18 protein-coding genes are annotated in these 16,317 nt (G+C 57.4%); 9 read left to right on the forward strand and 9 right to left on the reverse strand.

What is annotated here, in order from left to right; genetic code table 11:
• The first annotated feature begins 8 nt into the window (after positions 1–8).
• The 6 genes from hisH to hisIE all read left to right on the forward strand — a co-directional run bounded on the left by hisH (position 9) and on the right by hisIE (position 4,467).
• The gene (gene hisH / locus JAO77_RS06615) at positions 9–725 is read left to right on the forward strand and encodes an imidazole glycerol phosphate synthase subunit HisH (protein ID WP_198989479.1); all 717 of its coding nucleotides are present in this window, start codon (positions 9–11) and stop codon (positions 723–725) included.
• A 59-nt stretch (positions 726–784) separates the two neighbouring features.
• Positions 785–1,507: a 1-(5-phosphoribosyl)-5-[(5-phosphoribosylamino)methylideneamino]imidazole-4-carboxamide isomerase gene (locus tag JAO77_RS06620; protein ID WP_198989480.1), complete on the forward strand. Its 723-nt coding sequence runs from the start codon at positions 785–787 to the stop codon at positions 1,505–1,507.
• Between the two features lie 140 nt (positions 1,508–1,647).
• Positions 1,648–2,391, forward strand: a complete 744-nt coding sequence (locus JAO77_RS06625; protein ID WP_198989481.1) for an HAD family hydrolase — start codon at positions 1,648–1,650, stop codon at positions 2,389–2,391.
• An 82-nt stretch (positions 2,392–2,473) separates the two neighbouring features.
• Positions 2,474–3,259 carry an imidazole glycerol phosphate synthase subunit HisF gene (gene hisF / locus JAO77_RS06630; RefSeq protein ID WP_198989482.1) on the forward strand — a complete coding sequence of 262 codons (786 nt, stop codon included), beginning with the start codon at positions 2,474–2,476 and terminating at the stop codon, positions 3,257–3,259.
• Between the two features lie 87 nt (positions 3,260–3,346).
• The gene (locus JAO77_RS06635) at positions 3,347–3,739 is read left to right on the forward strand and encodes a VOC family protein (RefSeq protein WP_198989483.1); all 393 of its coding nucleotides are present in this window, start codon (positions 3,347–3,349) and stop codon (positions 3,737–3,739) included.
• Between the two features lie 26 nt (positions 3,740–3,765).
• Entirely contained in the window at positions 3,766–4,467 is a 702-nt protein-coding gene (gene hisIE / locus JAO77_RS06640) for a bifunctional phosphoribosyl-AMP cyclohydrolase/phosphoribosyl-ATP diphosphatase HisIE (protein ID WP_198989484.1), read from the forward strand.
• 224 nt (positions 4,468–4,691) lie between these two features.
• Here the strand turns inward: hisIE and JAO77_RS06645 are convergent, their stop codons facing one another.
• The 6 genes from JAO77_RS06645 to JAO77_RS06670 all read right to left on the reverse strand — a co-directional run bounded on the left by JAO77_RS06645 (position 4,692) and on the right by JAO77_RS06670 (position 12,467).
• On the reverse strand, positions 4,692–5,720 hold the full coding sequence (locus JAO77_RS06645) for a hypothetical protein (protein WP_198989485.1): 1,029 nt from the start codon (positions 5,718–5,720) through the stop codon (positions 4,692–4,694).
• A 1,071-nt stretch (positions 5,721–6,791) separates the two neighbouring features.
• A complete protein-coding gene (locus tag JAO77_RS06650; RefSeq protein ID WP_198989486.1) occupies positions 6,792–7,991 on the reverse strand; it encodes a tetratricopeptide repeat protein in 1,200 nt (399 codons plus the stop codon).
• Between the two features lie 192 nt (positions 7,992–8,183).
• The gene (gene gyrA, locus JAO77_RS06655; protein ID WP_198989487.1) at positions 8,184–10,775 is read right to left on the reverse strand and encodes a DNA gyrase subunit A; all 2,592 of its coding nucleotides are present in this window, start codon (positions 10,773–10,775) and stop codon (positions 8,184–8,186) included.
• A 268-nt stretch (positions 10,776–11,043) separates the two neighbouring features.
• Positions 11,044–11,307 carry a hypothetical protein gene (locus tag JAO77_RS06660; protein WP_198989488.1) on the reverse strand — a complete coding sequence of 88 codons (264 nt, stop codon included), beginning with the start codon at positions 11,305–11,307 and terminating at the stop codon, positions 11,044–11,046.
• A gap of 32 nt (positions 11,308–11,339) precedes the next feature.
• Positions 11,340–11,729, reverse strand: coding sequence for a hypothetical protein (locus JAO77_RS06665; protein ID WP_198989489.1), 390 nt, complete (start codon positions 11,727–11,729; stop codon positions 11,340–11,342).
• Between the two features lie 81 nt (positions 11,730–11,810).
• Positions 11,811–12,467: an HD domain-containing protein gene (locus tag JAO77_RS06670; RefSeq protein WP_198989490.1), complete on the reverse strand. Its 657-nt coding sequence runs from the start codon at positions 12,465–12,467 to the stop codon at positions 11,811–11,813.
• Positions 12,468–12,676: 209 nt separating this feature from the next.
• Here JAO77_RS06670 and JAO77_RS06675 point away from each other — a divergent pair, with 209 nt between their 5' ends.
• Complete coding sequence (locus JAO77_RS06675) at positions 12,677–13,672, forward strand: NAD(P)H-dependent glycerol-3-phosphate dehydrogenase (protein ID WP_144843188.1); 996 nt, start codon at positions 12,677–12,679, stop codon at positions 13,670–13,672.
• A 1-nt stretch (position 13,673) separates the two neighbouring features.
• Here JAO77_RS06675 and JAO77_RS06680 read toward each other — a convergent pair whose 3' ends face one another.
• The 3 genes from JAO77_RS06680 to JAO77_RS24355 form a co-directional block, all read right to left on the reverse strand.
• Entirely contained in the window at positions 13,674–14,060 is a 387-nt protein-coding gene (locus JAO77_RS06680) for a DUF3592 domain-containing protein (protein ID WP_198989491.1), read from the reverse strand.
• Between the two features lie 243 nt (positions 14,061–14,303).
• Positions 14,304–14,648, reverse strand: coding sequence for a DUF3592 domain-containing protein (locus JAO77_RS06685; RefSeq protein ID WP_198989492.1), 345 nt, complete (start codon positions 14,646–14,648; stop codon positions 14,304–14,306).
• A 167-nt stretch (positions 14,649–14,815) separates the two neighbouring features.
• Positions 14,816–14,947, reverse strand: a complete 132-nt coding sequence (locus JAO77_RS24355; protein ID WP_286192437.1) for a hypothetical protein — start codon at positions 14,945–14,947, stop codon at positions 14,816–14,818.
• A gap of 145 nt (positions 14,948–15,092) precedes the next feature.
• On the opposite strand from JAO77_RS24355, the gene JAO77_RS06690 reads away from it, so the two are divergent.
• Together JAO77_RS06690 and JAO77_RS06695 are read left to right on the forward strand one after the other, a co-directional pair.
• Positions 15,093–15,524, forward strand: coding sequence for an EamA family transporter (locus JAO77_RS06690; RefSeq protein ID WP_198989493.1), 432 nt, complete (start codon positions 15,093–15,095; stop codon positions 15,522–15,524).
• A gap of 69 nt (positions 15,525–15,593) precedes the next feature.
• The gene (locus JAO77_RS06695) at positions 15,594–16,247 is read left to right on the forward strand and encodes an HAD family hydrolase (RefSeq protein ID WP_198989494.1); all 654 of its coding nucleotides are present in this window, start codon (positions 15,594–15,596) and stop codon (positions 16,245–16,247) included.
• The last annotated feature ends 70 nt before the right edge of the window (positions 16,248–16,317 follow it).

A 16,317-nucleotide genomic window follows, 5' to 3' on the forward strand; every position in this document is an offset into this window, starting at 1 on the left:
TTTAACAAATGAACATTGCTGTCATAGATTACCAGGGGGGCAACGTACAATCGGTACTCTTTGCACTAGAGCGGCTGGGCGTTACGAATGCAGTGCTCACGTCGGACCCTGCTGTAATCCGGCAAGCCGACCGAGTGCTGTTTCCGGGCGAAGGCGAGGCCAGTTCGGCCATGCGAGCGCTGCGGGCGGCTGGTTTGGATAAGGTGCTACCTACGCTCACGCAACCTTTCCTAGGTATCTGCCTAGGGATGCAGTTGCTGGGCCGCCATAGTGAGGAAGGCCCGGCGGGCGGCACCGAGTTGCTCGGGATGTTGCCTTTCGACGTGGTCCGTTTTACGCCGCCCGACGCCGCGCACAAAGTGCCGCACATGGGTTGGAACAACCTGCACGACCTACAAACGCCGCTGTTTGCGGGGTTGGGTGGGCAGCTTGTGCCTGGCGATAAGCTCGGCTTCCAATCGGGTTTTAACCAAGCGGTAGAGGCCCGCCAGTCAGGTAATAGCTTGCCCCACCAGCCCATCGCCGCCGACTACGTGTACTTTGTGCACAGCTACTACGCGCCGGTGGGCGACTACACCATTGCCCAAGCTAGTTACCCAGCCGGGGTGCCGTTTAGCGCGGGGGTCCGCTACCGCAATTTTTACGGCGTGCAGTTTCACGTGGAGAAAAGTGGCCCGGTGGGGGAGCACATTCTGCGCAATTTCCTAACCGGCGACCTAGGCTAAGCTTGTTTACTCAAATGTTGTAAACACGGTTTGCTTAATAAACACCGTGTAATATTCAAATGGATATAATACCTGCCATCGACCTTATCAACGGTTCGTGCGTGCGCCTGACCGGCGGTGACTTTGCCCGCCAGACCACCTACTCGGCCGACCCTTTGGCGCAGGCTCAGTACTTTGAGCAACTCGGGGCTACCCGCCTGCACTTAGTAGACCTCGACGGAGCCCGCGCCCGCGAGCCGCGCCAGTTGGACGTGCTCGAGCGCATTGCCCGGTATACCAAGCTGCACATCGACTTCGGTGGCGGCATTCAGACCACGCAGGCGGCCGAGCAGGCCTTTGCGGCCGGGGCGGCGCAGCTCACGGCGGGCAGCATCGCGGCTCGCGAGCCGGCGTTGGTGGTCGAGTGGCTGGCCCGCTTCGGAGCCGAGCGCATTATTATCGGGGCCGATTTTAAGGGCGAGCACATCGCTGTGAGCGCTTGGACTGAGCAATCGGACCAGACCCTGACGGGCTTCATCGGGGCCTACCTAGGGGCCGGAGCCACCACTTTTATCTGCACCGATGTGAGCCGCGACGGCCAGTTGCAAGGCCCCGCTACCGATACCTACACAGCGCTGCGGCAGCAGTTTCCTGCGGCGCAGTTTGTGGCTAGCGGGGGCGTAACGACGGTAGCCGACGTGGCAGCCATGCGAGCGCTGGGCATGAGCGGAGCCATCATTGGCAAGGCCATTTACGAGGGCACCATTACGGAAGCTGAGTTGCAGGCGGAGTTGGTGCGGTAGGATAGGAGCAAGACTTTTAAAAACAACTCATCCTGTTGCGTTTGTCGAAGCATCTTCTAAGGCTTCCTCCAATGGGGCGGTGGAAATGTTTCAATAAGCGCAATAGGACGAGTTAAACAGGCAGTCCTCAGTTCTACATTATGTCCGCCGCCTCTATCACGACCATCCTCTTCGACCTCGATGATACCCTGTTCGACCATATAGGTACGGCCCGGGCTACCCTGGCGGCTACGGCTGCCGGCCGCCCTGCCCTGCAGGGTGTGCCCGTGGAAGACCTGTACGGCCGCTACAGCGAATTACTGGAAGAACTGCACTCGCAGGTGATGACCGGGCGAATTTCTTACTTGGAGGCGCGGCAGCAGCGGTTTGCGCGGCTGCTGGCGCCCTACGAACCCACTGTATCGGCCGAGGCGGTCCGCGAATTTGCGCAGCACTATTATGGCCGTTACCAGCAGCTGCGGCGGCCGGTAGCGGGGGCGCTGGCCTTGCTGCAAGCCCTGAAGCCAGCGTATAAGATTGGCATCGTTACTAACAACCGCCTGGCCGAGCAGCAGGAGAAGCTGCGCTACCTAGGTATGAGCGAGCTGGTAGATGCCCTGATTACTTCCGAAGAAATAGGGGTGCCCAAGCCCGACGTGCGTATCTACCAGGTAGCTCTGGCGCGCCTGAAAGCCAGCCCTGCCCAAACCGTGATGGTGGGCGACAACTGGCAGGCCGACGTGGTGGGCGCGCTGGCCGTGGGCATCCGGCCCCTGTGGCTGAACCGTACTGGTGCGGTGCGCCCGCTACCCCACGTGGCCGAGGTTACCAGCCTGGAGCCGCTGGCCGATGTGTTGCGTCAGCTCGGTAGTTTACCGGCGGCCGCTGGTATCAGAGCGAACTAGCTGCCGTTGTCCTCCCTCTGTCTAGTCAGCCCAGCGCAGCTGGGCGTATCCGTTAAATCCTAAAAATTCGTTTGAATCTGCGATGCTAACCAAACGCCTTATTGCCTGCCTCGACGTGCAGAATGGCCGCACCGTGAAAGGTACCAACTTTGTAAACCTGCGCGACGCCGGCGACCCCGTGGCCCTGGCCGCCCGCTACGCCCAGGAGGGTATCGACGAGTTGGTGCTCCTCGACATCACGGCCACCGTGGAAAAGCGCCGCACTCTCATCGAGTTGGTTCGCAACGTGGCCCGCGAGGTCAATATTCCCTTCACCGTAGGCGGGGGTATCGGGGCGGTGGCCGACGTGGAGGCCCTGCTGTTGAGCGGGGCCGACAAGGTCAGCCTCAACTCCTCGGTGCTGCGCCAACCCGGTCTGATTGACGAGTTGGCCCGGCGCTTCGGCTCACAGGCCATCGTGGTAGCCGTAGATGCCCGCCAAACCAACGAAACGGCCGCCAGTCCTGCCGACGAAGCTTGGGAAGTGTTTACCCACGGCGGTCGCCACCCCGCGGGCCGCGAGGCCGTAGCTTGGTGCCGCGAAGCCGCCGAGCGTGGCGCGGGCGAAATTCTGCTCACCAGCATGAGCCACGACGGCACCCGCGACGGCTACGCCCTGGGGTTCACGCGAGCTGTGGCCGCGGCCGTGGGGGTGCCCGTCATTGCCTCGGGTGGGGCGGGGGCAGCCCCGCACTTCCGCGACGTGCTGCTGCCCGGCGGGGCCGATGCTGCGCTGGCGGCCAGCGTATTCCACTTTGGCGACCTATCGGTGGCCGGCCTCAAAAACTATCTGTTGGCCGAAGGCGTGGCCATGCGTCCGGTAGGGTAGGGCGGCTGTGCTAGGTCCTGGCCTTATGGGAAGAAGTCCTAGGTCGGGTTTAGAGCGCTTTTGCCCGTTGCACGTTAGACTTGTGATATGACTCAACAACTTGCCCACGTGGCCCTGCTGGTACACGACTACGATGAGGCCATTGCCTTTTATACCGAGAAGCTCGGCTTTCAGCTCTTAGCCGACACGCCCCTGGGGCCCGGCAAGCGCTGGGTGCTGGTGGCCCCGGTGGGTAGCCCCAGTTCTGCGCTGCTGCTGGCCAAGGCTGAGGGCCCCGAGCAGCAAAGCCGAGTGGGCAACCAGACCGGCGGCCGGGTGTTCTTGTTTCTCAACACCGACGATTTTTGGCGCGACTACCAGCAGTTCGTCGCCCGCGGGGTAGCTTTTCAGGAAGTGCCCCGTGAAGAAGTGTACGCCACGGTTGCCGTGTTTGCCGACCTCTACGGCAACCTCTGGGACCTGTTGCAACCCAAACCCTAGCCGGCCTAGCCCGCTATTCGTTACCTATGGACTTAGATTTTCAAAAGATGCCCGACCAACTCATCCCCGCCATCGTGCAGGATGCCGCCACCGGGCAAGTACTCATGCTCGGCTACTTCAACGCCGAGGCTTGGCATAAAACGCAGGCTGAGGGCCGCGTCACGTTCTTTTCGCGCTCCAAACAGCGCCTCTGGACCAAAGGCGAAACCAGCGGCCACTACCTGCAAGTAGTTAGCCTGCACGTCGACTGCGACCAGGATACCGTGTTGGTGCGTGCCCAACCGGCTGGCCCCACCTGCCACCGAGGCACCACCAGCTGCTTTGATACAGAAGTGCCCCTGGAAGCCGCCGTGCCCGCGCCAGTAGGCTCGGCCGTGGTAGTAGGAGCGGGGTCGCCCGCTCCCGCCGTGGGGTTCTTGGCTGAGTTGGACCAGCTCATTGAGCGGCGGCGGCAGTTTCCGGCCGAAGAACCTGGCTCGTACACGGTGCGCTTGTTCGAGAAAGGCCTGGCTCGTATTGCCCAAAAGGTGGGGGAGGAAGCTGTTGAAACCGTTATCGATGCGATGGCCGGTAATAAAGTCGGTTTGGCTGGCGAGGCTGCTGACCTAGTATATCACCTGCTGGTGCTACTGCGAGTCAGTGGGTCGTCGCTCGACGAAATGCTGGCTGTGCTACGTCAGCGCCACCAGACTATCGGGGCGGGGCATCGCCGCCCGCTCCCTGACTAGGTAGGTATAAAGGCCTTCGTTAAAGCGCTAGCCCTGTTCCTACCTGCTAAACTTTTGGCAGGTAGGAACGGGGCTTTTAGCTGCCGGTTTTTTATTCCGTCATGAAGTGGCATTCAGCATTTAGGGGGCAGCTTGGTTTGCTAGTTAATGATTGACTCTACTTAACATAATATATATATATAAGGCAAAAAGTCTCTGATTAGTAAATCGTTCGCTATTTTGACTTAGCGCTTAAGTCGGCGTTCTATTTTGTCAAGCAGGGCCCGTACCAAAGCCAAGTCTTCTACATCAACTACGTCTAACTGCGTGTTGAGCCCTGGGCCTACTAGCTGTATGCTGAATAATAAATTATCCGTACCTGACGTACCTGAGTAGGCGAGGGGCGAGGCGGCCGGGGCTGCTTTCGCTACATCGGGTGTGGGCAATGAGCGTGGGTCGGGTGTCGCTGCCGGTACTGGTTGTGCAGCCGAGGCTGGTGAGGGTGTAGTGGGGGTGGTAGACGGTGAATTAAAGCCGAATAAGTGAGCAATTGCATCCGTAGTTGCTGCGGGGGCTGGGCGCGGTGCAGGTAAGGGCGTCCGGGACGACATTACCTGCTTCGGGAGCTGTTGGGCCGGGGTACTGGGGGCTTCTGACTCGTCAGAGGCGTCCGCAAGCTCTAGGGTGTCCTTATCCTCTTCGTTGGGGGCAGGTATTGTGGGGGCCGGTGACTGTCGGAAGATATTACCGGCGGGGGGCGGGCTGGCCAGTTCGCGTCGGGGTGGCTGCTGGGCGGCGAGTTGGTCAATATCTGCCACGATATTATTTTCATCGAGGACCCCAACCATGCGGGCGCCATCAATAAAAGCCTTGGCTACGCCCTGGGCATTTATCTCTTCTACATCAAACTCCCGGATAAGGAGTACATCAAGCATCGCTACAGGTAGCTCGCGTGAGCGAAACTTGCGGCAAAGCTGTGTAAACAAGGGTGGCGTTAGAAACGCTTCGCGATGAAAGACTAGCTCCTCCTGCTTGTCGTAGGCATGTTTAATGCGTCGGAACAAGGTTGTAGTCGTCAGCATCTCCCGCTTGCTGGTCAGCAGCCCAAACTTCACAGCGGAGCCTATAATGGCTTTAAAAGAGCCACTTACCTTACGATTAAGCTTGCGAGCACAAGTTTCTAGGGCGCACTTGCCCCCAGTATCATCAACTACTTCAGCTACTTCCCAGGCTCCGGTGTAGCTGGTGCGGGGATAGTCTATGAGCTTCGGCATAAAAAAGGGGTGTATTGGTCGGAGTAAGATAAACGCAGTAAATAAACAATAGTTATGTCATACTAGTACTATAAAGTATAAAAAAGTATAAATTAATAAGATTATTATTTACTTTTTTATACTTTATAGTAATAGAGTTTATATATCACATCTTAGCTTATACTAATACTACTCAATTATAAATAATAGGGTAGGAGTTAATTACTTAAAATTTTTATACCGTATTAAATAAGAACCTTAGATATCATACATCATGAGGTAACATTAGACACAAGAGCTACCAATCCCTTAAGGCATATAATACACCCAGTCCAGTACCAATACAACTTGAAAGTCTCTCACTGATACGTGCCTTAAACTAAATTTAGCCCTGGGTATTCTTGAGGATAAGCGATAGCCACAAGTGAATCTCAGGTGCTCCCAAGGCAAACAGTACTTAGACAACCAGCTAATCAATTCTAAACAACCAAAAGTCAAGCCTAGCTGCTGCCACAGTTTCAAAGTAATGTTTCCATAGTGACTTAGGTGCCCAGAGCGCCGTAGCTATTCGCGGTGCTCATCTGCAGTAGGCACTTTGGACACCTAGGTTTCTTTTGTCCGCCTGGGTTAACAACGATTGAATTTCAGACCAGCGGATGCGGTCTGTTTTACCAAGGGGCGGTTAAGCATAAAACAGACAAGGAAACTTACCTGGACATGCGATGTACGACAAAGCTTCTCGCAAGACGCCGCAAAATCTAGTGCTTAGCTTCCTAAATAAAATACCCGTTGGAAACGCTAATGCTACCAATACAAACGCAGCGCGGGTTGTGCTGACTCAGTAACCCAGATTCCTACGATGCTCGGGCTACCTTCCAAATTCAGACACTCTCACTACTGCCTACTACTAGCGCGCTACTATTATTTGTCTTATAATTTATATTATGTTAAGTTGGCTTTGGCAATAGCCCCCTTAACTGCCTCTCCAATACCTATTCGTCTTAACCCCTACCTATACATACTGCAGACCCAATCAGAATAAAAAAGACCCGGCTATCAACCGGGTCTTTTTTTGTCAACCTGAACACAAGCTTACTTCATTGCCTGAATCTTTGCGTTCATGCGTTCTGCATCGGCTGGCCGACCAATGCGGGCGTACACTTTCTGCAAAGCGCTCGCCGAGTTGCGGTCATTAGGCTGCAACTCCAGCGCCTTCTCAAAATAAGGAACCGAGGCTTCAAAATACTTTTTAGCTTCGGCCTCTATCTTTTTGCCTTGTACCTGATACGTTTTCAGGTCCATCTTGCTGGCCTTGGTAAACAAGCCGGCGGCCTTGTTATAGTTGTAGATACCCATGTTGAACTGGGAATCGAAATTGTTCGGGTCCAGCGAGATAGCTTTTTTGTAGTCTTCCTGAGCCAGGTCCGACTTTTTTTGCGCATCATAGATGCCAGCCCGCACCGCATATAGATTTGCGTTGGAGGGGTCAGCAGCAATGGCTTTGTTGATTTTTTCCAGCGCGCCAGCTCCACCATTGGCTCCCATCGACATGTTGAGGTCCTCAATCAGGAACGTCTTGTTGGTGGGATACGCCGTCAAACCCTGCTGCACGATTTTCTTGGCGTCGGCTTCGTTCTTCTCTTCGCGGGCAATTGAGAGCAGACGCGTGTACACCGTCACCGGGGCTGGCTTGCTCTTGTAGGCGTCCAGACCCAGCAGGTGGTTGTAGCTGGCTTTGGCTCCGGCATAGTCTTGCTTGGCGTCTTGGGTATAGGCGCTATACAACACAGCCGTCGTATCCTGCGGATTAATCTTGGAGGCTAACTGAAAGTTAGACAAGGCTTTATCGTAATCCTTAGCCTGGTAGCCCGCAACGCCCGCATTGAAAGCAAGTCCGTACAGGTTATTCAACTGGCCGGGCACTTGCTTGCCATACTCACCGGTGGGGCCATCCAGCTCCAGGGCTTTATTGTACGATTCTACCGCTTTTTGCAGCGGCTCGCCGGGCTGCATATCCTTCGTATACTTGGTATACAGCGCCTGCGTAGCCGGGTTTAGCAGCTGCGCGTAAATCTCGCCGCGCGTAAACCAGGCTTTGGCCTTGTCCTTATCCTTGGTTTTGTCGCTGGCTACAGCTTGGTTGATGCTTTCCAGCGCCTTATCTAGCTGACCAGACTTTTGGCTGAGCATGGCGTTGGTGATGGCCGAACTCTGGGCCTGGGCAGGAGTAACTACCCCAACCGCTACCATAAGCGCAGCCGTGGCGGCCAGCGTCAGAAATGATTTTTTCATGGGAAGGAAGAAAGAAAAAAATGATGACGGGGCAAAACTACACCCATCTGACAAACGAATACGGCCCATTTACGAAGAGTTACCTGGGCAGTTATCAGAAAAATCTACTTAAAATCCTGTTTAACAAGCTGGACCAAAGAGAGGGGCAACCCGTGTTAACTGGCTGCCCCTCCCCTAGTACCTAGGCAAACTTTATGCCTGTTCTTCGGCTAGCTCGTCGGCGTCGCCGGCTTCTGCTGCAGCGTCGGCCACATCAGCCACCACCGTGCCATCGTCAGTTGGCAGCTCGCCACTGCCAGCGGCATCAGCCAGAGCGTCTAATTCTTCAACCTCAGCCGCAGCTACTTTGGCCACCGATGAAATCTCGTCATTAGCCGCTACCTTGAACAGACGCACGCCCTGCGTGGCCCGCCCAATGGTGCGCAGCTCACTCATGCTCAAGCGAATGGTGAGACCCGAGCGATTGATTATCATCAGGTCATCAGCGTCGGTTACGGCCTGAATGCTCACCAGCTTCCCGGTTTTATCGGTTATCTGCATGGCTTTCACCCCCTTACCACCGCGGTTGGTGATGCGGTATTCTTCCAGCGCCGAGCGCTTGCCATAGCCGTGGTCGCTTACCACCAGCAACTCTTCGCCGCTGCCTTCGGCCACACACACCATGCCCACTACCTTGTCATTATCGACAGCTTCTTCACTGAGCGTGATGCCGCGTACCCCGGCCGCCGTGCGGCCCATGGGGCGCACTTTCTCTTCGGGGAAGCGCACGGCCCGGCCCGAGCGGGAAGCCAGAATCACCTGCGAGTTGCCGGTCAGCAGCTGCACATCGAGCAGGCGGTCGCCTTCGTTGATGGTGATGGCGTTGATACCCGCCGCCCGCGGACGCGAATAGGCTTCTAACGGAGTCTTTTTCACCGTGCCCTGCTCAGTGCAGAACATGAGGAAGGTGTTCTCTAGGTAGTCGGCCGAGCGCAGGTTACGCACGTTGAGCACCGAGCGCACCGCATCTTCCTTGGGCTTGTCGATAAGGTTCTGCAACGGTGTGCCCTTGCTGGTCTTGGCCGTTTCAGGCACTTCATAGGCCCGCAGCCAGAACATGCGGCCCTGCTCCGTGAAGATGAGCAAATACTCGTGGGTAGTGGCCACGAACAGGTGCTCGGTAAAGTCATCCTGTTTGGAGCCGGCCCCACGGGCACCTACCCCACCCCGCCCTTGCGTGCGGTACTCATCAAGGCTGGTGCGCTTGATGTAGCCCTCGCGGCTGACAGTAATCACCATTGCCTCATCGGCAATCATGTCCTCCATCGAGAAGTCACCGCCGGTGTGGTTGATGCTCGTGCGACGCGCGTCGCCGTAGCGCTCACGCATTTCCAGCAGTTCGCTCTTGATAAGCGCGCGCTGCTCGTCTTCCGATGCCAGAATGGTGTTCAGGCGGTCGATGAGGCGCATCAGGTCCTCGTACTCGGCCACCAGCTTATCGCGCTCGAGGCCGGTGAGGCGCTGCAAGCGCATGTCTAGGATGGCGCGGGCCTGCACCTCACTCAAGGCAAAACGCTCGATGAGGCCGGTGCGGGCCACCTCGGGGTCGCGCGACTCGCGGATAAGCTTAATTACCTCGTCTAGGTGGTCGAGGGCAATGAGCAGACCTTCCAAGATATGGGCCCGCTTCTGCGCCTCGGCCAGCTCGAACTTCGTGCGACGCACGATGACTTCCTCGCGGTGCTCAACAAAGTACTTGATAAGGTCGCGCAGCCCTAGGGTCATGGGGCGGCCTTTCACCAGGGCCACGTTGTTGACGCCAAACGACGACTGCAGCTGGGTGTACTTGAACAGATTGTTGAGTACCACCGTGTTCAGGGCGTCGCGCTTGAGTTCGTAGACGATGCGCATGCCGTCGCGGTCGCTTTCGTCACGCAGGGCGGCAATGCCCTCTATCTTCTTATCGTTGATGAGCGCGGCCGTCTTCTCAATCATCGAGGCTTTGTTTACCTGGTAAGGTATCTCGGTCACGATAATCTGCTCCTTGCCGCTGGGCAGGGTTTCGAAATGGTGCTTGGCCCGCATCACGATGCGGCCCCGGCCGGTTTCGAAGGCCTGCTTCACGCCCTCGTAGCCGTAGATGATGCCACCCGTGGGGAAGTCGGGCGCCGTGATGTACTCCATCAGCTCCGTCACCGTGATGTCCTCGTTGTCGAGGTAGGCCACAATGCCGTTCACTACTTCGGTCAGGTTGTGGGGGGCCATGTTGGTGGCCATACCCACGGCAATGCCGCTCGTCCCGTTTACCAGCAGGTTTGGAAACTTAGCGGGCAGCACGCTGGGCTCTTCGAGCGAGTCGTCGAAGTTGGGCTGGAAGTCTACCGTGTCCTTGTCCAGGTCACCCAGCAGTTCGTCGGCAATGCGCTTGAGGCGGGCCTCGGTATAACGCATAGCGGCCGGCGAGTCGCCGTCGACCGAGCCAAAGTTACCCTGGCCATCTACTAAGGGGTAGCGCAGGCTCCAGTCCTGGGCCATACGCACCATGGTGTCATACACCGAGCTGTCGCCATGCGGGTGGTATTTACCCAGCACCTCGCCCACGATACGGGCCGATTTCTTGTGGCTCTTGGTGTAGCTCACGCCCAGCTCGCTCATGCCGTAGAGCACGCGCCGGTGCACGGGCTTGAGGCCGTCGCGCACGTCGGGCAGCGCCCGCGAGATGATAACCGACATCGAGTAGTCGATGTAGGCCCCGCGCATCTCGTCTTCGATGTTAATCGGGATGATTTTTTCGCCTTCGGCCATGCTTGATTTAAGCTGTTAGCTGACAGCAGCTAGCTGCCAGCGCGGTTCGGAAAAAAGCAGTCGGTAGCGGTCCGGTTTCCCAGACGGAAAGTAACGCACCCACTCACCAGCTGCTTATATATGCGCGCAAGTTACGGCAAAAAACGTAGTTTTCCTAGCCTCTGTGACACTTTAGCACCTCACTCGTCCTCCCCACGACCTAGGACCTCGCGTTTCCTCTACCCCCTTGAAAATACGTAATTCGATTTTTGGGGCCTTATACCCGCGCTTATCTCAACGACCTGCTGTGGTCGCTGTCCCGGCGGCGGTTTTTACCCTCCGAGTTAAGCTTAATGCGCTCGCCCACGGCGGGGTACTGCATCTTCCAGATGGGGCGAGCCCGGTACTTTACCCCGTTGTGCAGGTGCGCCTTACGCGCGTGGCACGCGTCGATGGGGCACGTGCGGCAGCTGCCCAGCAACAGGCTAGCCAGGAGCACCGGCAGTAGATATAGAAAATTCCGGCGGCAGCCGGTGGCAAGAAGCGCACCCATATTCATGCGGGTAAAGATAGGACGAGGAGCCGCTAGCCGCTCCGAGGGCTTGAAAGCCGCAGATAAGGCTGCATCGCCGCTGCTAGCCCCTGGTCACGAAACCGCAGCCGCACACTACGCTGCTCACTAACTCGAATAGTAACCTCATACATGGTACGCCACCAAGCCTTCGTAGCCACTAGCGGCCCCAGCACCGACCACGGCACCAGCAACGGCGGGTGACGCACCCGAAACAAGAACAGCACCCGCAGGCCCAACCCTTCAGCAGCTACTGTAGCCCGCACCACCCCCATCCCCGAATACTGCATCGAATCAATACCTAGGTAAGCTAGCCCGCACACAAGCCCACGGGGCAGGCGTTCTACCCGAAAGGCGCCCGCCAGCCGCTGCCAGCCAAAGGAGGCTATTAGATGAGCGGCCAAAACCCAGGTACCAACCGCGTTCGCTACTGCCAACAAAGAGAATAATATATACTCCACTGGCTTTTTATCATTTTAGCAGGCCTACTCCACGTCCGTGCTATCCCACTCGGCCAGGAACTGCGCCACAAACTCCTCCATAAACTGGTGCCGGCGCTGGGCCAACTGCCGGGCGGCTGGTGTGTGCAGGCGGTCTTTGAGGTGCAGCAGCTTCTCGTAGAAATGGTTGAGGGTGGGCGCGGTGCTTTGCTTGTATTGCTCGAAGTCGGCATGCGACACGGGCGGCGTGGCCGGGTCGTGCATGGGGCGGCCCTTATGCCCGCCGTAGGCAAAGGCCCGCCCCACCCCAATGGCGCCGATGGCATCGAGCCGGTCGGCGTCTTGCACCACGGCCGCTTCGGGGCTGGTCACGGGCGTTTCGACCCCTAGGCCTTTAAAGCTTACTTCGCGAATGACTTGCTCGACGCGGGCCACGGTGGCCTCGGGCACCTGCTGGCTCAGCAGCCAGGCACGGGCGGCACGAGGACCGGCCTCGTAGTCGCCCCCGTGAAATTTCCAATCGGCAATATCGTGGAGCAGCGCGGCCAGCTCAGCTACTTCGAGGTCAGTGCCCGGCGTTTGGGCACCTAGGGCGCGGGCCACGTGCCACACCCGCCGAATATGGGGCCAGTCGTGCCCCGAGCCTTCGGCGTGAAATTTTTCTTCGATGAAAGCAGCCGTAGCAGCGATAACTGGGGTCATGGCAGTGACGTAGTGTAAAACTATAGAAAAGGCCGAGCAAGCCGACGCTAAGCTGACCCACTGACTAGCAGCCCTTACGGCAACCCGCCCAGCGGGCGGGCGTGGGGCAGCCAAGCGCTAGCGTGCAAAGATGCGGCCCGCTACGCTAGTTTGCGGGCTGAATTCCCTCCTGACCTGTTCGCCGGGTCGCATTGCCCCGGCCCTCCCCTATGGAAAAAATTGCCATGCTGGGCGGCGGCTCCTGGGCCACCGCGCTTACCAAAATCCTCTCCGAAAACGGCGCCCGCGTCGATTGGTGGCTGCGCTCGAAAGACGACGTGCAGCACCTGCTGCGCACCGGCCACAACCCGCGCTACCTCTCGGCCGTGCAGTTCGACCGCAACCTGGTGTACCCCACTACCGACCTCACCGACGCCGTAGCTGAGGCCGACTGGCTGGTGCTGGCCGTACCCGCGGCTTTTGTGCAACCCGTGCTCGACAAGCTGGGCCGCGACGCGCTACGCCACAAAAGCGGCGTGGTGTCGGCCATCAAGGGCATGATACCCGGCAAAAACGTGCTCGTGACCGACTACGTGCAGGAGCGCTTCCGGCTGCCCGCCGCCCGCCTAGGGGTCATTGCCGGGCCCTGCCACGCCGAAGAGGTTGCCCTCGAAAAGCAGAGCTACCTCACCATCGGCTCGCCCGACGTGAGCGGGCTGGCCAATAGCTTTTGCCACTTGCTGCGCAACCGCTACGTGAGCGCCCACCCCGCCGCCGACCTCGATGGCATCGAGTACTGCGCCGTGATGAAGAACATCATTGCCCTCACCGGCGGCATCGCCCACGGCCTGGGCTACGGCGATAACTTTCTGGCCGTGCTGGTGAGTAATGCAGTGCAGGAAATCCGGCGCTTCTTGCAGGCCATCTCGCCCCAGCCCCGCGACCTCTCCGCCTCCGCCTACCTAGGCGACTTGCTGGTGACGGCCTACTCACAGTTTTCGCGCAACCGCACCTTCGGCAACATGGTGGGCCGCGGCTACTCCGTAAAGTCGGCCCAACTGGAAATGAACATGATTGCCGAGGGCTACTACGCCGTGAAGAGCATTCACGAACTCAACCGCCAGCTCAAAGTGAACATGCCCATTACTACGGCTGCGTATAATGTGCTATATGAGCGCATTGCGCCGGCCGTGGAGTTGGAGATATTGAAAGAGAAGCTTAGATAGTTTATGACTTGGCTTGGTGAGATAAACCCCAAGCAGCAACCGCAGCTAAGGCAATCATTATCACCGCCCGGCCATAAATATTAGTATTTCCTAGTTCTCGCTCCAGCATGAACTCCACTGGATGATTGGCATTATAAATCACTACTACTTCCTCCCCTAGGAAATACTCAGCATCCGTAAACCGCCAACCACTACTTTCCCCTTCTATCATCTGCCCATATAAAGTGATAAACTGCGCCTTATAAGTGACGGTAGATTTATCCTGTTTACTTCCAGTAATCGTCCCGTTGACTCTAATACCTGTCCGTTTGAGGTTGCGTGTTTGCCAAACACCTTTCAAATTTGAGGCAGTTACTATTATCAGCACACCTAGGACAAACCAGTTCATGAGGTAAATCTATGAGACTGACACTATTCGAAAAGCAGATGATAAGCAACTCAGCTAGAGCCTTAGCTACGCCGCCCGCAACCAGAGGGCAACGAAATTCAATCGTACCACTAACACGGTACCGCTGGCATCAAGTAGTTTCTTTTCGTTGTCCATTTTATTGATAATGAAGAAGGGTTTTCACCCCACCCTTGAAATCCCGGTCTGTTACTGTTACTACAGCCGGGTTTTCTTTTTTAAAGGCTAAGCCAATACATCACTGGAACTTAAGATAACAAATTCGTAGGGATTTGCGCCATTGTAAGCAACCTCTATCACCCTACCCACCGAGAAGCGCGGAGTAGCCATCGCAGTTCCTCTCGTGTCTTCAGCTTCAATTACCTTACCCTCTTGCGTGGTGAACCGCACGACAGGACGCGCAACGGAAATTCGGCCTAGGTGAAAAGTATTACGCATAACAACCCCGCGCGTACGCACTCCGTTTTTACGCCACCACTCTTGGTTTGCTTGGGCAAAGTAGCTAATAATGAACAATAGTCCAGCACCAGCCAGCATTCCAATAATTAGTTTAATACCTTCGGTATCCATACGATAACAATAATAACTTTCTTTTTTAAGGCTGACGCAGGCTGGGACGCTAACCCAACGCGCTAGAGACAAAGGTCGGTAAATCAACTCCCGACCTAACCCATTATATTTGCATTAGTTCTATGAAAGAAAGGCAGCCGAGCACCCGGCCCGACTGCCAGTCCCAACTACCGCAAGAACCAGCTAATGAGCTGGGCCAGCAGGTAGGCCCCGAGCGCCGCGCCAACGGCTTTCCCCAGGCCTCCCGCGAAACCCACCAGTAGGGCTTGCAGTAGTTTATTCACGTTCTTCCTTTCCATTCTTGCTAGAAGTAAAGGGTTGACTGAAAACCCCCACACTTCTCGAAGCCCTGGCTGCGCCAACAGCCGGGGCTTCTCTTTTTACCAAGAGGAGCCGTGCGGCTGGGAGACTTACCGAACGCGAGTGCGGCAAAACTACACCACTATGATGAACTGGCTTCCCCTGGCCCTATTTACGGCCCTGTGCCTGGCGGGCTACAATTTCTTTATCAAACTGGCAGCCGAGCACCTGCCACCCGCAGTGGGCGCGGTAGTGCTGCAGCTAGTAGCGGCTGGGCTGGGTGCAGCGTGGCTGGTGCGCCTCAAGCTGCAGGGGCAGCCGCTAGCGGTTTCGGGCAAGGGGCTGGGGCTGGCGGCGCTGGCTGGGCTGAGCGTAGGGCTGGCTGAGATTTTGACGTTTGTGGTATTTAAACGCGGCGTGCCGGCCTCGGTGGGCACGCCGGTTATTGTAGGCGGGTCGGTGCTGCTGGCAGCCGTGCTGGGGCTGGTGGTGCTGCGCGAGGCCCTGACGCCCGGGCAGGCCGGCGGGCTGCTGCTGATAGTAGCGGGGATTACGCTGCTGGCGCGGGGGCACTAAGGCCCTAGGTTACTGTTGGGGGAGGTAACCCTGCCAAACCCCCAGCGCGCTAGGGCGGTTTAGGCGAAGATGAAAGCATTTATTTTCGACCTTAACGGCACGATGGTCCACGACATGGACTACCACACCAAGGCCTGGCAGCATATCTTTAACCACGACCTAGGTGGCAATTTTACCTGGGAGGAAGTAAAGCCCCAGATGTACGGCAAAAACGCCGAAGTATTGGAGCGCATGTTTGGCACCGAGCGCTTTACGGCCGAAGAAGTGGCCCAACTCTCGCTCGCCAAGGAAGCGCGCTACCAAGAAGAGTTTCGGCCGCACCTGCGGCTGCTGCCGGGGCTGGCTGAGTTTCTCGCCGCGGCCCACGCCCGCGGCATCGGGCTGGCAATTGGGTCGGCGGCCATTCCGTTCAATATCGACTTTGTGGTAGATGGCCTGGACCTGCGCTCGTACTTCCCCACCATCGTGAGCGCCGACGATGTGACGCTGAGCAAGCCCCACCCCGAAACCTTCCTCAAGGCGGCCGAACTGCTGGGCGTAGCCCCTGCCGATTGCCTCGTATTTGAGGACGTGCCCAAGGGCGTAGAGGCCGCCGCCCGCGCGGGCATGCCGGCCGTGGTGCTCACCACCACGCACCCGGCCAGCGACTTCACTGAGTTATCCAACGTGCGGCACTTCGCACCAGACTTTACGGACAGCTTTTTTCAAACGCTGCTGAAGTAATAATTAAAAAACGCGAACAGGCCCCGTGGTCATCATGCTGCGCTTGCAGGAGCATGATGACCACGGGGCC

Source organism: Hymenobacter sp. BT559 (assembly GCF_016427535.1).
Lineage (GTDB): Bacteria > Bacteroidota > Bacteroidia > Cytophagales > Hymenobacteraceae > Hymenobacter.

Coding starts and splice junctions, on each gene's coding strand:
- gyrA (WP_198989487.1), bottom strand. CDS start 10,775: ATGGCCGAAGGCGAAAAAATCATCCCGATTAACATCGAAGACGAGATG.
- JAO77_RS06690 (WP_198989493.1), top strand. CDS start 15,093: ATGATGAACTGGCTTCCCCTGGCCCTATTTACGGCCCTGTGCCTGGCG.
- JAO77_RS06620 (WP_198989480.1), top strand. CDS start 785: ATGGATATAATACCTGCCATCGACCTTATCAACGGTTCGTGCGTGCGC.
- JAO77_RS06660 (WP_198989488.1), bottom strand. CDS start 11,307: ATGGGTGCGCTTCTTGCCACCGGCTGCCGCCGGAATTTTCTATATCTA.
- JAO77_RS06650 (WP_198989486.1), bottom strand. CDS start 7,991: ATGAAAAAATCATTTCTGACGCTGGCCGCCACGGCTGCGCTTATGGTA.
- hisH (WP_198989479.1), top strand. CDS start 9: ATGAACATTGCTGTCATAGATTACCAGGGGGGCAACGTACAATCGGTA.
- JAO77_RS06675 (WP_144843188.1), top strand. CDS start 12,677: ATGGAAAAAATTGCCATGCTGGGCGGCGGCTCCTGGGCCACCGCGCTT.
- hisIE (WP_198989484.1), top strand. CDS start 3,766: ATGGACTTAGATTTTCAAAAGATGCCCGACCAACTCATCCCCGCCATC.
- JAO77_RS06680 (WP_198989491.1), bottom strand. CDS start 14,060: ATGAACTGGTTTGTCCTAGGTGTGCTGATAATAGTAACTGCCTCAAAT.
- JAO77_RS06625 (WP_198989481.1), top strand. CDS start 1,648: ATGTCCGCCGCCTCTATCACGACCATCCTCTTCGACCTCGATGATACC.
- JAO77_RS06635 (WP_198989483.1), top strand. CDS start 3,347: ATGACTCAACAACTTGCCCACGTGGCCCTGCTGGTACACGACTACGAT.
- JAO77_RS06670 (WP_198989490.1), bottom strand. CDS start 12,467: ATGACCCCAGTTATCGCTGCTACGGCTGCTTTCATCGAAGAAAAATTT.
- JAO77_RS06685 (WP_198989492.1), bottom strand. CDS start 14,648: ATGGATACCGAAGGTATTAAACTAATTATTGGAATGCTGGCTGGTGCT.
- JAO77_RS24355 (WP_286192437.1), bottom strand. CDS start 14,947: ATGGAAAGGAAGAACGTGAATAAACTACTGCAAGCCCTACTGGTGGGT.
- JAO77_RS06645 (WP_198989485.1), bottom strand. CDS start 5,720: ATGCCGAAGCTCATAGACTATCCCCGCACCAGCTACACCGGAGCCTGG.
- hisF (WP_198989482.1), top strand. CDS start 2,474: ATGCTAACCAAACGCCTTATTGCCTGCCTCGACGTGCAGAATGGCCGC.
- JAO77_RS06695 (WP_198989494.1), top strand. CDS start 15,594: ATGAAAGCATTTATTTTCGACCTTAACGGCACGATGGTCCACGACATG.